The sequence below is a fragment of the Borborobacter xinjiangensis genome (assembly GCF_047739745.1).
Classification (GTDB): domain Bacteria; phylum Pseudomonadota; class Alphaproteobacteria; order Rhizobiales; family Rhizobiaceae; genus Pseudaminobacter.
The window spans coordinates 47,707-64,710 of record NZ_JBLLVA010000004.1 but is presented as its reverse complement, the minus strand read 5'-3'; the positions used below and the strand labels follow the sequence as shown (position 1 = coordinate 64,710).

General features: G+C 64.6%; 12 protein-coding genes. 4 read left to right on the top strand and 8 right to left on the bottom strand.

What is annotated here, in order from left to right; translation table 11 throughout:
* Nucleotides 1-106: 106 nt before the first annotated feature.
* Entirely contained in the window at nucleotides 107-1,090 is a 984-nt protein-coding gene (deoC, locus tag ACLKMW_RS06925) for a deoxyribose-phosphate aldolase (protein ID WP_415723872.1), read from the bottom strand.
* A 923-nt stretch (nucleotides 1,091-2,013) separates the two neighbouring features.
* Complete coding sequence (locus ACLKMW_RS06920) at nucleotides 2,014-2,841, bottom strand: ferredoxin--NADP reductase (RefSeq protein WP_415723671.1); 828 nt, start codon at nucleotides 2,839-2,841, stop codon at nucleotides 2,014-2,016.
* A gap of 204 nt (nucleotides 2,842-3,045) precedes the next feature.
* On the opposite strand from ACLKMW_RS06920, the gene ACLKMW_RS06915 reads away from it, so the two are divergent.
* A complete protein-coding gene (locus ACLKMW_RS06915) occupies nucleotides 3,046-5,115 on the top strand; it encodes a hydantoinase/oxoprolinase family protein (RefSeq protein WP_415723670.1) in 2,070 nt (689 codons plus the stop codon).
* A gap of 253 nt (nucleotides 5,116-5,368) precedes the next feature.
* Nucleotides 5,369-7,105, top strand: coding sequence for a hydantoinase B/oxoprolinase family protein (locus tag ACLKMW_RS06910; protein ID WP_415723669.1), 1,737 nt, complete (start codon nucleotides 5,369-5,371; stop codon nucleotides 7,103-7,105).
* A gap of 90 nt (nucleotides 7,106-7,195) precedes the next feature.
* Here ACLKMW_RS06910 and ACLKMW_RS06905 read toward each other — a convergent pair whose 3' ends face one another.
* The 6 genes from ACLKMW_RS06905 to ACLKMW_RS06880 all read right to left on the bottom strand — a co-directional run bounded on the left by ACLKMW_RS06905 (nucleotide 7,196) and on the right by ACLKMW_RS06880 (nucleotide 14,648).
* Nucleotides 7,196-7,648: a MarR family winged helix-turn-helix transcriptional regulator gene (locus ACLKMW_RS06905; RefSeq protein WP_415723668.1), complete on the bottom strand. Its 453-nt coding sequence runs from the start codon at nucleotides 7,646-7,648 to the stop codon at nucleotides 7,196-7,198.
* Nucleotides 7,645-8,229, bottom strand: a complete 585-nt coding sequence (locus ACLKMW_RS06900) for an amino acid synthesis family protein (protein ID WP_415723667.1) — start codon at nucleotides 8,227-8,229, stop codon at nucleotides 7,645-7,647. Before ACLKMW_RS06900 ends, ACLKMW_RS06905 begins: the two co-directional genes overlap by 4 nt.
* Before the next feature lie 99 nt (nucleotides 8,230-8,328).
* Complete coding sequence (locus ACLKMW_RS06895; protein WP_415723666.1) at nucleotides 8,329-9,312, bottom strand: UPF0280 family protein; 984 nt, start codon at nucleotides 9,310-9,312, stop codon at nucleotides 8,329-8,331.
* Nucleotides 9,309-10,853 carry a 6-hydroxynicotinate reductase gene (locus tag ACLKMW_RS06890; protein WP_415723665.1) on the bottom strand — a complete coding sequence of 515 codons (1,545 nt, stop codon included), beginning with the start codon at nucleotides 10,851-10,853 and terminating at the stop codon, nucleotides 9,309-9,311. Before ACLKMW_RS06890 ends, ACLKMW_RS06895 begins: the two co-directional genes overlap by 4 nt.
* A 166-nt stretch (nucleotides 10,854-11,019) precedes the next feature.
* Nucleotides 11,020-13,794 carry a molybdopterin-dependent oxidoreductase gene (locus tag ACLKMW_RS06885; RefSeq protein ID WP_415723664.1) on the bottom strand — a complete coding sequence of 925 codons (2,775 nt, stop codon included), beginning with the start codon at nucleotides 13,792-13,794 and terminating at the stop codon, nucleotides 11,020-11,022.
* Nucleotides 13,791-14,648, bottom strand: coding sequence for an FAD binding domain-containing protein (locus tag ACLKMW_RS06880; protein WP_415723663.1), 858 nt, complete (start codon nucleotides 14,646-14,648; stop codon nucleotides 13,791-13,793). The genes ACLKMW_RS06885 and ACLKMW_RS06880 overlap by 4 nt, the downstream gene beginning before the upstream one ends.
* 271 nt (nucleotides 14,649-14,919) lie before the next feature.
* Between ACLKMW_RS06880 and pncA the strand changes: the two genes are divergently transcribed.
* Nucleotides 14,920-15,519 carry a bifunctional nicotinamidase/pyrazinamidase gene (gene pncA, locus ACLKMW_RS06875; RefSeq protein ID WP_415723871.1) on the top strand — a complete coding sequence of 200 codons (600 nt, stop codon included), beginning with the start codon at nucleotides 14,920-14,922 and terminating at the stop codon, nucleotides 15,517-15,519.
* Between the two features lie 69 nt (nucleotides 15,520-15,588).
* Entirely contained in the window at nucleotides 15,589-16,998 is a 1,410-nt protein-coding gene (locus ACLKMW_RS06870) for a sodium:proton antiporter (protein WP_415723870.1), read from the top strand.
* Nucleotides 16,999-17,004: the final 6 nt, after the last annotated feature.

Below are 17,004 nucleotides of genomic sequence, written 5' to 3'. Positions count from 1 at the left end.
ATCGCTTGCATGTTTGCTTCATTGGACACGTTATCCGACTCGTCGCCCCCCACCCCGCGCCTTTGGCGCGACCCTCCCCACGTTGGGGGAGGGTAAGCGAGCGAATTCAAGCCACCGCATGGCGATGGTTTGCCGAATAACGGCCGCTGACATGATGTTCGAGCTGGCGTTCGATGTCGGTGAGCAGGCTGGAGGCTCCGAAGCGGAACAGCTCGGGTTCGAGCCAGGGCCGGCCAAGTTCCTCCTTCATCAGGATCAGCCAGTCGAGCGCGGCCTTCGCCGTCGAGATGCCGCCGGCCGGCTTGAAGCCGATCATGTGGCCGGTGTGCTCGAAATAGGCGCGGATGGCACGCACCATCGCAAGCCCGACTGGCAGCGTCGCGTTGACGCTTTCCTTGCCGGTGGAGGTCTTGACGAAGTCGGCGCCCGCCATCATCGCCACCATGGCGGCCAGCATGACGTTGCGCAGCGTCGACAGGTCGCCGGTGCCAAGAATGACCTTCAGATGCGATTGCCCGCAGGCGGCGCGGAAAGCGGCGATCTCGTCGTAGAGCTGCGGCCATTTCGCCCCGAACACCAGCCCCCGTGGAATGACGACGTCGATCTCGTCGGCCCCGGCGGCAACCGACAGCTCGATCTCGCGGATGCGGGTCTCGAGCGGTGCCAGCCCATGCGGAAAGGAGGTCGAAACGGCGGCGACATGGATGCCCGAGCCTTGCAGCGCCTCGACCGCGGTGGCGACAAAGGGGTGGTAGACGCAGACCGCGGCCGGTCGGATCACCGTATCGCCAAGGCCTAAGCTCTCGGCGATGTCGCCGCGCAGTGGGTTGAGCGCCTTGGCGCACAGCCGGCGCACACGCTCGTCGGTGTCGTTGCTGTTCAGCGTCGTCAGATCCATGCAGGCGATAGCCCGCAGCAGCCAGGCTGCCTGATTGTCGGCCTTGATCGAACGCCGCTTGGACACGGTCGCGGCGCGGCGCTCAAGCGCGCTGCGGTTGACGTTGCGCAGCGATTCCAGGAAGCCGGCGTCGAGCGCCATGCCGGGATTGCGGGCAAGGCCGTGGGCGATCGTTTCATTCGCCGCCCGCATCGGCAGCGTGGCCAGTCTGGGGGCCTCGGGCTCGCGCGTTGCAACCTTCGGTCGGGCTTCGCTGATCATGCTCCTGCCTCTTTCGCGGCCGGCTTCCATCGTCGTCTGTTCTACAGGCCTTGAAGGCCGGATAGCAAGGACGGCCGTGTGTTCGTCAGGACGCATCTGGTGGTTGCCATGCCCTAACTATGCAGTGCGGTGCGATAGCACCCTCTTCGGGTCGGCTGAAGCGTCGTCACCTCTCCCTGCCCGGGGGAGAGTAAAGCGTGCCTCGTCATCGCCACGCCCGCACAATTGCGTCTGGCCATTGTCAAAGAGCCGGGAAGCGGGGCGCTGGGCCGTGCCTTCCGAGTAAGCAATATGTGGCGCGACCTTCGCGCCCCACCGGTGCTTGTCCCATAGGTCGGCCGGTCACAGCGCCCCGATCCCCATCAGCAATGGGGGAGTACGCCGCGGCTTCTCCGCATGCCTCGGGTGAGCATTTGAGCCCGGCCGAAGCACGCCAGCCTGTCTCAGGCCCTCACATGCCCATGGTTACCACGCCATGGGGGGAGGCCACCGCCGCCCTCCCTGATCCCGGTTCTAGACCCGGTTCCCGTGAGAACGGTGAGAGGAGTATGCTGGAGGCACGAAAGGGCGTGGATAGGGAATTGTGCCCGGGAGATCGAAGGGGAATGAAAACAGCAGCTTGGCGGCCTGTGAAGCGGCGTTTCATCCGCGTTCTATCGACACCGAAACTGTTCGCTTGGAGGGCGAGGGGTGGATCCTGGAGTCAAACCCGAGGATGACGAGCGACGTGCCCTACGCTATGGCTTTCAGCGCTGGCTGACGCGCACCACTCCTGCCCCACGCCATGGCTCCGGACGTTCGTCGCTTCAATCGACAAATCGTTGTCGATTGATCGGCCTGCGGCCGACCGCTCCTCACCCCACGAAGGCGCGTTCGACCACGAAGCTGGCGGGCTGGCTGAGCGAGCCTTCTTCGAAACCGGCATGCTCGACCAGTTCCTTCACGTCCTTCAGCATGGCCATGGAGCCGCAGATCATCACCCGATCGGTTTCGGGGCTGAGCTTTTCGATGTCGAGATCGGACTGGAACTGGCCGGAGCCGATCAGCGCGGTGATGCGGCCCATGCGTTCGGAGGTTTCGCGCGTGGTGCTGTTGTAGAGCCGCACACGGCCATGCGTCAGCTCACCGATCAGCGGATCGTCGGCCAGAGCCCCGACCAATTCCTTGCCGAAGGTCAGCTCGGCGATGTCGCGGCAGGTGTGGGTGAGGATCACTTCCTCGAATTTCTCATAGGTGTCGGGATCGCGCAGCAGGCTGGCGAAGGGTGCGATGCCGGTGCCGGTCGAGATCATGATGAGGCGCTTGGCCGGCGTCAGCGCGTCGAGCACCAGCGTGCCGGTCGCCTTCTGGCGCATCAGCACCGTGTCGCCGGGCTGGATTTTCTGCAAGTGCGAGGTGAGCGGGCCGTCAGGCACCTTGATGGAGAAGAATTCGAGCTCCTCGTCCCAATTGGGGCTGGCGATGGAATAGGCGCGAAACACCGGTTTTTCGGCGTTCGGCAGGCCGATCATGACGAACTCGCCCGAGCGGAAGCGCAGCGTCTGCGGCCGCGTGATGCGGAAGGCGAACAGCCGGTCGGTGTAGTGCTTCACCCAGACGACCTTCTCGGCATAGACATTTGCGGGGATGGGAAAGGCGAGCGGCGTGTTGCCGGCAGGGGTCAATGCTGCTGCGCTCGTCATCGAATCCAAACCTTTCGTCATGAGGTGGAAGTAGGCGCCTGGGGCGGTGTTTTCAACTGGGCCACCGCCGCAAGTGACGGGAAACGGTAGACTTTCGCCAGCATGTTTAATTAGTATGCAAACAATATTCAGGTCAAGGTGACGGTATAAAACAGCTTTCCAAACGGATTGTCGTTCCCGGTTCTGGCATTTCGGTTTTCGAGCATGGCTGAGAATATTACCGCAAAAGCCGGAAATGTGGTGGCAGGCATCGATGTCGGCGGTACCTTCACCGACCTCTTGATGATCGATGGCCGAGAGGGCGGCCGGGTGCATATCGCCAAGACGCCGACCACCACCGACAACCAGGCATTCGGCGTGGTCGCGGCACTTGGCCAGACGGGCTTTCCGGTCGGCGAGATCGACCTGATCGTGCATGGCACGACCACCACCACAAATGCGGTGCTGGAGCGGCGGCTGGCGAAGACCGGCATGATCACCACGCAAGGCTTTCGCGACGTGATCGAGCTTGGAAGGCGAACGCGGCCGCAGGCCTATAGCATGACCGGGGTGTTCGTGCCGGTCATTCCGCGCGATCTCAGGCTCGAAGTCGCCGAGCGCATGGAGGCTTCCGGCGTGGTGCACACGCCGTTGGACGAGAACGGGCTGCGCGCGGCGATCGGCAAGCTGATCGAGGCCGGTTGCGAAGCGCTGGTCATCCATTTCCTGCATTCCTACGCCAATCCGGCGCATGAGGAGCGCGCCGCCGGGATCGCCGCTGAGCTTTGGCCGAACGGCTACATCACTGTCGGGCATCGGCTGCTTTCGGAGGCGCGCGAATTCGAGCGCGGGGTGACCGCTTCGGTGAATGCGGCCGTGCAACCGATCCTGGAGCGCTATGTCGAGAAGTTGCGCAGCGAATTGCAGGGGCGGGGGTACGCCCGCGATTTCCTGATCATGAACGGCAATGGCGGCATGATCTCGGCCCGCTACGTCACGCGGGAATCGGCGAAGACGGTGATGTCAGGCCCGGCTTCGGGGGTGATTGCGGCAGCCTATACCGGGCGGCGCGCCGGCTATGACAATCTCGTCACCTACGACATGGGCGGCACCTCGACCGATGTCGCGCTGGTCCGCAATGCCGAGCCGGCGGTCTCGAACGAGATCGAGATCGAATACGCGATGCCGATCCATGTGCCGATGATCGCCGTCCACACAGTCGGTGCCGGTGGCGGCTCGATCGCCAGGGTGGACGCATCGGGGCTGATCCAGGTCGGGCCGGAAAGTGCCGGGGCCGATCCGGGGCCAATCTGCTATGGGCGCGGCGGCGCGGCGCCGACGCTGACCGACGCCAATCTGGTGCTCGGGCGGCTCGATCCGGGCAGGCTGCTTGCAGTCGACACGCCGGTGAGCGTCGATCATGTGCGGGAAATCTTCGCCGAAAAGATTGGGCGCGCGGCGGGGCTCGACGGAGTGGCGGCGGCGGGCGCCGTGCTGCGGCTCGGCAATATGAAGATGGCGGGCGCGATCCGCATGGTTTCGGTGGCGCGCGGCAATGACCCGCGCGATTTTGTGCTGTTCGCCTTTGGCGGCGCGGGGCCGCTGCATGCCGCCGCGCTTGCGCGTGAACTTGGCCTGCCCCGGGTGCTGGTGCCGGCGAGGCCCGGCATCACCAACGCGCTGGGCTGTGTTGTGGCGGATCTGCGGCACGATTTCGTCAACACCATCAACCAGCCGGTGGCGCTGCTTGACGAAACGAAAATCCGGGAGGTGCTGGAACGGCATCGGCGGCAGGGCGAGGAGCTGATCGCCAAAGAGGCGGTGCAACCGGAGGCGATCAGGGTGACGCATTCAGCCGATATGCAGTTCGTCGGCCAGACCCACATCATCAATGTGCCGCTGCCTTCGCCCGAGGTCAGCCGCGCCATGCTGCAGGAACTGTTCGAGAAAGCCTATTTCGCCCGCTTCAAGGTCGAGCTGCCGGAAATCCGCGCCAATCTGGTCAATCTCAACACATCGGTCACCGGCATGCGTCCGCAAGTCGATCTGTCGGGGCTGATCGACCCCGCCGGCCGCGTGGCGACGCTCGAAGAGGCGCTGCGCGAGACAAGGCCGGTGTGGTTCGACGGTGTCTGGTACGACACGCCTGTCTATTCGCGTGAGAGAATGCCGCTGGATGCGGTATTCGAGGGACCGGCGATCCTGGAGCAGATGGACGCGACGACAGTGCTGGAGCCGGGCGACCGGGCGCGCTCGGACGCCGAAGGGAATATAATCATCGAGGTAGGGGTATGATGAAATTCCCCCTCACCCGGCCTCTGCGGAGCTCGTCCTCGGGCTTGCCTCCGGCAAGACCCGGGGGCTCGGCCACCCTCTCCCCGTTGGGGAGAGGAGAATTGGCGACGTCTGCGCCAACTCCCCTGCGATTGGAGCGACGACGTCTCACGATCTCCTCTCCCCAACGGGGAGAGGGTGGCCGAGCGAAGCGGAGGCCGGGTGAGGGGGTATCTTTCGACGCCTTCCTGATGATCTGCGGAAGAACCTGACCATGTCCCTCGACGCGATCACGCTTTCGGTCATCCAGGCGGCGCTGCAGCAGACCTGCGACGAGATGGATCTGACCTTCAGCCGCGCCGCCTTCTCGCCGGTGATCGCCGAGGCAAATGATCGCTCCGACGGCATCTATTCGGCCAAGGACGGTTCGCTGATCGCGCAGGGCAGCCAGGGCCTGCCGGTGTTCGTCGGCGTCATGCAGCATTCGACCGCCATCATCATAGAGATGATTCGCGACGGCCGCTGCCAAAAGCCCCAAGAGGGCGATATCTACATCGTCAACGATCCCTATCTCGGCGGTACGCATCTGATGGATGTGCGCTTCGCCATGCCGGTTTGGCGCGCAGGCAGGATTTTCTGCTGGCTTTCCAACACCGGCCACTGGCCGGATATTGGCGGCTCCGTGCCCGGCGGCTTCTCGGCCTCGGCCACAGCGGTCGAGCAGGAGGGACTGCGACTGCCGCCGGTGAAGCTGTTCAAAGGCAGACGGCTCGACCCGGAAATCTACTCGATTATCTGCTCCAACATCCGTGTGGCTGACCAGCGGATCGGCGATATCCGCGCCCAGGCTGCGGCGCTCTATGTCGGCGAGGAACGGCTTTGTGCCATTCTCGACCGTTACGGGGACGAAACGGTGCTTGCGGCAATAGGTGAGCTGCGGGAAAGGGCGGCCGCACAGATGCGTGCGAACATCGCCGCCATTCCCGACGGTGTCTATCGCTCCAAGGCTTTTGTCGACTCCGACGGCGTGGTGGACAAGCCCTTGACCATCGCGCTCACGGTGGAAAAGAAAGGCCAGTGTCTGACCTTCGACTTTTACGGGTCAAGCCCGCCTTGCGCAGGGCCGATGAACAGCGTGCTGGCGACGACGCTGTCGTCGGTCTATCTCGCCATGCGCCATATCTTTCCCGATGTGCCGATGAGCGCCGGCGCTTTCGAGCCGTTGGTGGTCCGGCGGCCGGAGGGCACCTTCCTCGATGCGCGCTATCCGCGGCCGGTGTCCGGCTGTGCCGCCGAGGTTTCCCAGCGCATTGCGGAGGCGGTGTTCGCGGCACTGGTGCAGGCGCTGCCGGACAAGGTGACGGCGGCGCCGGCAGGCTCCAGCGGCAATTTCGCGCTCGGCGGACACGACCCGGCGCGCGGCCGCGACTATGTCATGTACCAGATTTCCGGCGGCGGCTATGGCGGCAATGCCTTTTCTGACGGGCTATCGAACGGCTGCTCGACCATCGGTATCTCGAAATCTCCGCCAGTGGAGATCATGGAACAGGCCTATCCGGTGCTTTACCGGCACTATGCGTTGCGCGAAGGTTCAGGCGGAGCAGGCGAAAGGCGCGGCGGTTTCGGCCTTGCCTATGAGGTGGAGCTGCTGAGGGGCGAGGCGCGCGCTTCCTTCGTCATGGATCACGGCAGGGTCGGGCCGCAGGGCGTGCGCGGCGGCAAGGATGGCGCGGTCAACACGGTGACGGTGCATCGGGGAGGGCAGGCGCATGTGCCGCCGCATTTGTCGAAGGAGCAGGACATTCCGCTGAAGGCAGGCGACCGCGTCGCGGTCGGCACGCCGGGCGGCGGCGGCTATGGCGATCCGTTCCGCCGCGACCCGGCGCTGGTGCTAAACGATGTGAGGCTCGGTTATTACAGCCGGGAGGAAGCGGCTGAGCTGTTTGGCGTGGTGCTGGACGAGGCCGGAGCGGTGGATGAGGTGGCGACGGCGGCAAGGCGGAGCGGATAAACTGCCCCTCATCCCCTGCCTGTCCGGCAGGGGATGAGGGGCACTCTGCGGCCTACATATTTGCGCATGGTAGTCGGCCGCGCACTCAGCCTATGCCAGCTTGGTCAGCAGCTTCAGGAAGGTGGCGATTTCCTTGGGCGACAGCGGCGAAAGCGTCTCCTCTGTGATGCGCTCGGCAAGCGGGATCAGCCGCTCGACCGTGCGATTGCCTTCCTCGGTCAGGCTGACCAGCAGGCGGCGCTTGTCGCCCTCGTGGCGGGAAAGCTCCACCAGGCCGCGCGCCTTGAGCCGGTCGATGACGCCTTTGACGGTGGCGGCATCCATGGCGATCAGCGCGCCGAGCTGGTTCTGCGAGACCTGGCCGATATCGTGAAGCTTGGCGAGCGCGGCGAATTGCGGCGGTGTCAGGTCGGAAATGTAGGAGGAAAAGATCGCGACATGGCGCTGTTGCGCGCGGCGCAGGATGAAGCCCACCTGATCCTGCAGGTGATAGCCCTCATCCGCATCGGTTTCGACGAGCTTCAGGTTTTCCTGGCCGCTCACCGCAATCCATCCCACGCTTTGATGTCTTCGGCCCGCAGGCCGCCCATGCGGTTGTGGATGCGCGGGCCGCAGGCCATGGCGAGACAGAACAGGATCTCGTCGGGGCGCGGCCCGTCGCTAAGGCCAACTTCCATGGCGTCGAAATGGCTGCGCACATAGGCGGCATTGATGTGGCCGAGCGGCACGTCAAGCCGGGTGCCGAAGCCGCCGACCTTCTTGGCGGATGGCACGATCGCCTTGGCTTCACCCAGCCGTTCACGCATCGCATAACCACCCGGCACATGCCAGAGTGCGCCATGTTCGAGTTCGCCGTCGCTGCCGACAATGGCGCCCTTGCCGTAGGCGTCGATCGCCTTGATATCGCCGCCGAGGGCCGCGATCAGCCGGTCGGTGAGCATCAGGCCGAGCGGCTTCAAATCCTCCATCGCGCTTTCGAGATCGGCGGCGTAGCGGCCGGCAAAGGGGTTTTTCACCACCGCAAGCGCCGCCGCACGCCGGCGCGGCGCGGCCGGTGCTGGCCCGCCGTCATGGAATATCTCCTCGGTCACCACGGCGATCTTGCGGATGGGGAAGTCAGGCATTGGGGCAACTCCTTGGAAATGTCTGTGCCGTGTTAAATACGAATCGGGAAGGGCTGACGTTCCTTTGCACCCCCCTCTGTCCTGCCGGACATCTCCCCCTCAAGGGGGGGAGATCAGCAGCTTCATTTCCGGCGCATTTCTTGAGTCGTTGAGATTTGGCGAAGTCGCAGATGACGGAGAATCTCCCCCCTTGAGGGGGAGATGTCCGGCAGGACAGAGGGGGGTAACATCCGATGAAAGCTGTTCCGACAGAACTCTCCCGCTCAATCGCATTTCGCCACCCAGAAACAGCGCGGCCGCCTCGATCAGACCGCGCCGGCGAAGCTCTTCCGCGACGCCAAGCCCGCGATCAAGCGCGGTGGCGATCTCCGCCGCCGTGAGCGGGCCGACATCGACGGTGACCGGCGTGTCGCCAAGGTCGCTGTCGGGCTGCAACGAAGCGGCAGGGGCGCGGGTGATGGAAGGATGACCGGGCAGGTCAACCGCGTTGGCGATCAGCGTTGCGGCGGCATCCGCCTCGGCGGCGGTTCTAGCCAGGACCGTGACCGCATCGGCAATGCCGAGCGAATGGCTGCGCCCGCGCCAGCCGCTGGTGGCGATGCCGCGCACCGGGTCGGCGGCGCGGATGACGATCCGGTCTGCAAGCCCATGGAAAGTGCCGGCGATCGCCGCTCTGATAGTCTGGCTTTCACCCAGATAGAGCGCAATGTCGCCGCCATCATTGACATAGGCCTTTTCGAGCCGCCGCCCGGCGCACATGGCGCCAAGTATCTCTTCAGCCACCGCGCCGGCGACGGTAGCCATGGGCGTGATGAAAACGGGCGCATGGCGGCAGACGACGCGTTCCATGCGCTGCGCGATCGTTCCGCGAAAGGCGCGCGGCGTGGCGGTTGCGGGACGGCGCAGCTCAGAAAGTTCTTCTACCAGCTCAGGCAGCACCGTCTGGAAACGGGCTATCGCCTGATCGTAGGCGGCACGACGCTCAGCTTCGTGGCCGAACGCCTCGACGATGAGGTCGATCGGCCCGTGATTGAGATGGAGCCTCCTCGCATCGGCCAGCCATGCCACCTGAGGTCCGCTCATTTGCTCCCGGCCTCCGGTGCCGAAAGGTGCAGACCGCGCAACGGTGGCCAGGGGTTGTCGGCCCGCGCCAGGCGCCGTTCGCGCGCGTTGAAATAGACGCCGCCTGCGGCCTCCACGTCCTCGACGGTGCGTATCTCTTCGGCATAGCCGCCAAGCCTGAGATAGTCGTCGCGGCGCAGCGTGAATTCCAGCGGCGCCACAAGTGCCGGCGTCGGCACATAGCCGAAGGCGTTATCGGGCACCCGTGTGACATCGACCATCAGCGTGATGCCACCACCCGGCCAGACATAAACGGGCGCACCGCCGACAGTGACATAGGTTCTAAGACCGTGAACGGCCCGGGTGAGATTGACCGGGTTCTCGACCACACCGGCGCGCAAGGAACCGCCGGCGCCGCCGACGAACAGCACGGTGCACAGCGCCGGCTCGCAATTCTGCTCGATGAGGACGACCGATTTCCTCAGCCGCTCCGGGAACGGCCTGGCGACCGGCTTCAGCGCTTCGTCGAGCTCGAAATAGGCGAACTGCTCGCCGGTGGTGGAGACCATCAGCAGCGAAAGCCCAGGACGCGCGCCCTTCTTCGGGTTCCACTCGCCAAGGATCGACAGCGGATCGGAAATGGTCGTGCCGCCCCAGCCGAGACCGGGCTCCGAGACCTTGAAATAGCGCCCCGGCGTCGAGCGATGGCCGAGGATCTTGATGCCGGTTTCCTGCCAGCCCAGCACCTTGCCGGCCTGATGCTCGGAAACGACGCCGGTGATGTGGTCGTCGACCACCACGACCTCGTCGACCAGCCCGCGCCATTGCGTGGCGAACATGCCGATGGCCGCCGAACCGCAGCCGACGCGCATGCGGTGCTCGGGCTGGCCGTCGATCACCGGGGGCTGTCCGGCCTGGACGAGGACTGTGGAGCCGCCGTCGATCGTCAGCTCCACAGGCTTCTTGTTGCAGAGCGCAAGCAGCGTGGCGCAGGTGACGCGGCCTTCGGCTTTCGAGCCGCCGGTGAGGTGATTGACGCCGCCGAGCGACAGCATCTGTGAGCCATATTCGCCGGTGGTGACGTGCCCGATCGCCTCGCCCTCCGCGCGCACGGTGGCTGTTTCCGGGCCGAGAAACCGGTCGGTGTCGATCTTCACCTTGGCGCCGCAGTAGGAGAATATCGCCTCCGTTACCACGGTGACGAGATCGACGCCCTCGACCTCCTGTGAAACGATAAACGGCGCCGGCTTGTAGTCGGGATAGGTGGTGCCGGCGCCGATTGCCGAGACGAAACGGCGGTTGGTATTGACCAGTTCGCCGCTCCACTCCTCACCTGCCGCGGTAAACGGCACGGCGGCGGTGCCCGCATCGTTCTGGTGTTCCAGAATGGCCAGCGGGTCGAGCCGCACGATCCGGCCGCCGACATTGCCGTAGCGGTCGCAGGCACCGCTGCGGCCTTCGGCGATGTAACACATGACCGGGCAGGCATCGCAGCGGATTTTCTCGCCAACCTGCTTGGCGCCGGGATCGTGCGTTTCGAAGCGTTCGGAAAGCTCGCTCATGGCGTCACTTCCTTTCCTTCTCCCCGTTCGCGGGGAGAAGGTGGCCCGAAGGGTCGGATGAGGGGCAGCATGATGCTTCGCGGATTGGCGGCGCCCCTCATCTGCCTGCCGGCATCTTCTCCCCGTAAACGGGGAGAAGAGATCCTTCCGCAACGTTGCGCCCTCATCATCGTCCCGCCTCTTTCATCGCAGCACGGATGCGTGATGGCGTGGCAGGGAGCCTGGTGACCAGAACGCCGGTGGCGTGGCGGATTGCGTTGAGGATGGCGGGGGCGGTCGGGATCAGCACATGTTCGCCCAACCCCTTGGCGCCAAAGGGTCCTTCCGGGTCCGGAACTTCTACCAGGATGGTTTCGATCGGCGGTATGTCGCCGATCGTGGGAATGAGATAGTCATGCAAATTCTCGGTGCGGCCGGGAACATATTCCTCCATCAGCGCCATGCCGATGCCTTGCGCGATGCCGCCCTCGATCTGGCCTTGCGCCAGCAGCGGATTGATGGCGCGGCCGACATCATGCGCGGCGGTGAACTTGACCAGCCTGACGGTTCCGAGCTTGAGATCGACCTCCAGTTCGGCGATCTGCGCGCCATAGCCGAAGACGGCATAGGGCGTGCCCTGGCCTTTTTCGTTCAGCGGCGTGGTGGGCGGGTCATAAGTTGCCTCGGCCCTGAAAACGAGGCCGTCGGCATCGGGGACAAGATCGGCAAGATCGATGCGGCGGGTGGCCTCGCCCTCGCGGATGAGCAGCGCTGCATTTTCGAAGCCGAGCGTTGCGTGATCGGAAACATTGGCGAAGCGCAGGATCTTGTCGCGCAGGCTTCGTGCCGCCTTTTCCGCTGCCTTGCCGGACACGTAAGTCTGGCGCGAGGCGGAGGTCTTGCCGGCATCGGGCGTGATGGCAGTGTCGGCTCCCTTCAGCACTATCTGCGCCAGAGGCACGCCGAGCGCATCTGCGGCGATCTGGGCAATGACCGTGTTCGAGCCCTGGCCGATATCGACCGCGCCCTGATGCAGCACCACGCGGCCGTCGGGCGAAATGCCAAGCTTGATGGTCGAGGGATTGGGCAGCGAGGTATTGCCGCAGCCATACCAGCAGGAGGCGACGCCGACGCCGCGCTTCGTTTCACGATTTGTGGCGTTGAACTGCTCGGCATCGGCCAGCGCGCGTTGCCAGTGCGGGTTCAGCGCCTCCAGGCAATCGGCGATGCCGACGCCTTCGGCGAGCAGTTGGCCGGTGACCGTTTCGGAGCCGTTGCGAAGCGCGTTTCTCAAGCGAAATTCCAGCCGGTCGAGACCGGCTTGTTCGGCAAGCGCGTCGTACAGCGTTTCCTGGCAGATGGTCGCCTGCGGCACGCCGAAGCCACGAAATGCCCCGGAGATCGGTCCATTGGTGTGAATTGCGCGCCCAAGCGCCCGATAGTTGGGGGTCACATAGGGGCCGGAAGCGTGAACCGGGACGCGGTTCGCCACCGTCGGTCCCCAGCTCGCATAGGCGCCGGTGTTGAAATCGCCTGAAAAGACCATGCCACAAACACGGCCTTCGGCATCCGCTCCGATTGTCGCCCGCATCAAGGCCGGGTGGCGCTTGGTGGTCGACATCATGGATTCGCCGCGCGTATAGCAGAGCGCGGCCGGACGGCTGGTCTTCAGCGCCACCAGCCCGACCAGCGGCTGCACCGAAAGGTCGAGCTTGGAACCGAAGCCGCCGCCGGCGGCGGTCGGCACGATACGGACCTTTTCGGGCGCAAGGCCGAGCACGCGCGCCGTGTCGGCGCGGTCCATAAAGGGCGCCTGCGTGCAGGCGGTGACGACCAGCGTATCGCCGTCCATATGGGCGAAACCGGCTTCCGGCTCGATATAGGCGTGCTCGACATAGGAGGTCTCGATCACGCCCGAGACAATGTGCGCGGCCGCCGCCAGCGCGGTTTCAGGATCGCCACGCTCGACGAAGCCCTGGGTGAGCACATTGCCGGCGCGTGCGGCGTGGAGCAGCGCGGCATCGCCGGCCTGTGCCTCGTTGGTGTCGAGCAGGGGCGACAGCTCGGTCCAGATGATGGGGAAGGAGGAGAGGTCGAGGGCCCCGATGGCGTCAGGCTCTCCGGCAACGAGCGCCACCGCCTCGCCACGGAAACGCGCGCTACCTTCGGCCAGCGCCGGCTGATCGGCGAAGGGCGGGATGACACCGAAGGTATTTTCGCCAGGGATATCGGCGGCGGTGAAGATGGCGACGATGCCGGGATGTTCGGCCTGGTACGCTTCGAGATCACCGAAGGCGAAGCGCGCGTGATGATGCGGCGAACGGATGACCGCCACGGCAAGCGCGTCGGCCGGAAAGCTGTCGGCGCCGAATTTTTCCGTGCCATTGACCTTGGCAACCCCGTCGAGCCGGACCGGCGAAGCACCGACTGCCTGGCCGGCGGGAGGGAGGCGAAAATCGACGTCGTCGAGTTGCGCCTGCTGGCGCGCCGCCGGGGAGAGATTCGACGCATCCATCACCGCGCTGATGATCTTGCGGTAGCCGGTGCAGCGGCAGAGAACGCCGCCGAGCGCGTCCTTCACCTCCTCCTCGACCGGATGCGGATTGCGCTCCAGAAGGGCGGTCGCAGCCATCAGCATGCCCGGCGTGCAGATGCCGCATTGGGCCGCACCATGGCGCAGGAAGGAGACCTGCAGGGCCGACAGGCTGCCGTTAGCGAGGCCCTCGACGGTGCGCACCTGCAATCCGGCGACGGAAGCTGCGGGGACAAGGCAGGCGCAGACCGGCTGATCGTCGAGAAGCACGGTGCAGGCGCCGCAATCGCCGGCATCGCAGCCGACCTTGGTGCCGGTCAGCCGCAATTCGTCGCGCAGCACCGAAGACAGGCGCTGGACCGGCGCGGCCTCGACGGAGACGGCATCGCCATTGACGGTGAAGGCGATCTCCATGCGCGCGCCGCTCATGCCGCCACCGGAACGTTGGCGGTGGGATCGGCGGCGGCCAGCACGGCGCGCGTGACGATCTCGCGGGCCGCCTCGCGCCTGTAGTCGGCGCTGGCTCGCACATCGTCGATCGGTGCAAGCTCATCGATCGGCGCGCCAGCGACCGCTTCGGCAAGCTCCGTAACCGGCACCCCGCGCAGAGCGGCTTCGATGCCGGCGAGCCGCCTCGCAACCGCCGAGCAGGAGCCGACCGCGACCGTCGCATGTTCGACGCTGCGGTTCGTGACCACGATGCGCGCCGCGGCCATGGCAATGGAGATGACCAGATAGCGGCGTGCGCCGAGTTTGCAGAATGACGACGAACCGGCCGCCGATGCCTTCGGAATGTGGAGCGCGGTCATCAGTTCACTGGGCAGAAGAGCGGTGCGGCGATTGCCGAGAATGAAGCAGCCGAGCGGCATGAAACGGGTCGCGCCGGCGGATCGGATTTCCACCTCGGCATCCAGCGTCAGAAGCGGCGGCACGCCGTCCGCCGCCGGCGAGGCGTTGCACAGATTGCCGGCGACCGACGCCATGTTCTGGATCTGGATCGATCCGACCTCGCGCGCGGCAAGCTTCAGCCCGTCGAAAGCAGCGGGCAGATCATGGCGGATGACATCGGTCCAGGTGGTGCGCGCGCCGATGACGATATGCGTCGCCGTTTCGGAGATGCCGCGAAGTTCGGCAAGACCGTTGATGTCCAGCACATTCTCGCTGAGCGGGCGGTTGCCGAGCGCCGGATAGAAATCGGTGCCGCCTGCAAGTATCCGCCACGGCCCTTCGGCGAGCAGCGCCAGCGCCGCCTCGACATTGGTGGGTTTCGCGTAACGGATCACGCACTGCCTCCCGGTTCCGACGAATGTCGACGCCAAGCTGCCCGGGTTCGGCGGATTTTGCGTTCTTCCACGCCCGGATGGACGCATGCGCGCAATTCAGCGGACGGTCAAATTCGTTCGTATACAAATGATAACGCCACCAGGCGGGATTTCAAGGCGTGGTTTCATGTCGCGCAAGGGTCACCATGGGTCGCTTTTTGCCGATTGGCGGTTGACGCAAGTGGCCTTCTGGACGACTTTCCGATTTTCCGGGGAAGAAGGCGAAGGTTACATGGCGGGCGAGGCGCTGATCGTTGTCGATGTGCAGAACGATTTCTGTCCGGGAGGCAGCCTGGCGGTTGCCGGCGGCGGCGATATCGTGCCGCTGATCAACGAGATGATCGCCGGCTTCGAGCACGTGGTGCTGACGCAGGACTGGCACCCGGCCAACCATTCGAGCTTCGCCTCGAACCATCCGGGCCGTCAGCCTTTCGAGACGACGACCATGCCCTATGGCGAGCAAACGCTTTGGCCCGACCATTGCATCCAGGGGTCGGGTGGCGCCGCTTTCCATCCGGCGCTGAAATGGGCCAAGGCCGAACTGGTGCTGCGCAAGGGCTATAACCGCCAGATCGACAGCTATTCGGCGTTTTTCGAGAATGACCGCACCACGCCGACCGGCCTTGCCGGCTATCTGCGCGAGCGCGGCATTGATAAAATCACGCTTGCCGGTCTGGCGACCGATTTCTGCGTGGCCTTTTCGGCGCTCGATGCGATCGGCCATGGCTTCGACGTCAGCGTGCGGCTCGATGCCTGCCGCGCCATCGATCTCGGCGGCTCGCTCGAGGTAATGCTGGGAAAAATGAAAGAGGCGGGCGTCAAGCTGGCCTAGGTCGTGAATTTCATCGACGAAGACGTAGCGATTTCAAGGAAGGATAATCTTATGCGGCCATCGAAGGTCATGGCGGCGGGTCTTGCTGCCGTCATGTTGCTTGGCGCGACTGGATTTGCCATGGCGGCCGAAGAACATGGGCTGCCGGGCGCCAGCATGTCGCTGTGGTGGGCGCTTCCCTTTGTCGGCCTGCTCCTGTCGATCGCGACCGGCCCGCTCGTCTATCCGCATCTGTGGGAGCATCATTACGGCAAGATCACCGCTGCCTGGTCGGCGTTGGCGGTGGTGCCGATGGCGTTTTTCTATGGCCTACCTGCCGCCAGCGAGGCGGTGCTTCACGCGCTGTTGCTCGAATATATGTCGTTTATCATCCTTCTGTTTGCGCTGTTCACCATCGCAGGCGGCATTCTGGTGGCCGGCAACATCCATGGCACGCCGATGGTCAACACGACACTTCTGGTCATCGGCGCGCTGATGGCTTCGGTGGTGGGAACCACAGGCGCTTCGATGATCATGATCCGGCCGATTATCCGCGCCAATGACAATCGGCCGTTCAACGCCCATGTTATCGTCTTTTTCATCTTCCTCGTTTCCAACATCGGCGGCTCGCTGACGCCGCTCGGCGACCCGCCGTTGTTCGTCGGCTTTCTGCGCGGCGTCGATTTCTTCTGGACGACGACGCACATCTTCAAGGAGACGCTGCTGGTCGGCGGCATCGTGCTGGCGGTGTTCATCGTTCTGGATGTGGTGCTGCACCTGCGCGAAGAAGGCATGCCGAAGATCAAGGACCCGACGCCGGATTCGAAGGTGCGGATTCGCGGGCTTGCCAACATGCCGCTGCTTGCCGGCGTTATCGCCGCAATCCTTCTGTCCGCCGCCTGGAAGCCCGGCATAGCCCTTTCAGTGCAGGGCGTGGAGGTCGAATTGCAGAACCTGGTTCGTGACGCGATCATCGTTTTGCTCGCGCTGACCTCGCTCGTCATTACGCGCAAGGAATATCGCGCCGCCAACGGCTTCGCATGGGAGCCGATCCGCGAGGTTGCCAAGCTTTTCGTCGGCATCTTCATCTGCATCGTGCCCGTGGTTGCCATTTTGAAGGCAGGGATGGACGGCGCCTTCGCGCCGCTGGTGGCGATGGTGACGCTGCCTTCCGGCGAGCCGAACGATCTCGCCTATTTCTGGCTGACCGGCGTGCTTTCGGGGTTCCTCGACAATGCGCCGACCTATCTCGTCTTCTTCGAGCTCGCCGGGGGAAATGCGCAGCACCTAATGACCACGCTCGCCTCGACGCTGGTGGCGATCTCTGCCGGCGCGGTCTTCATGGGCGCGCTGACCTATATCGGCAACGCGCCCAACTTCATGGTCTACGCGATCGCCAAGAACCAGGGCGTCAACATGCCAAGCTTCTTCGGCTACATGGCGTGGTCGGGCATCGTGCTGTTGCCGACGTTCCTGCTGACCAGCTTGGTGTTCTTCTAGGGCTGA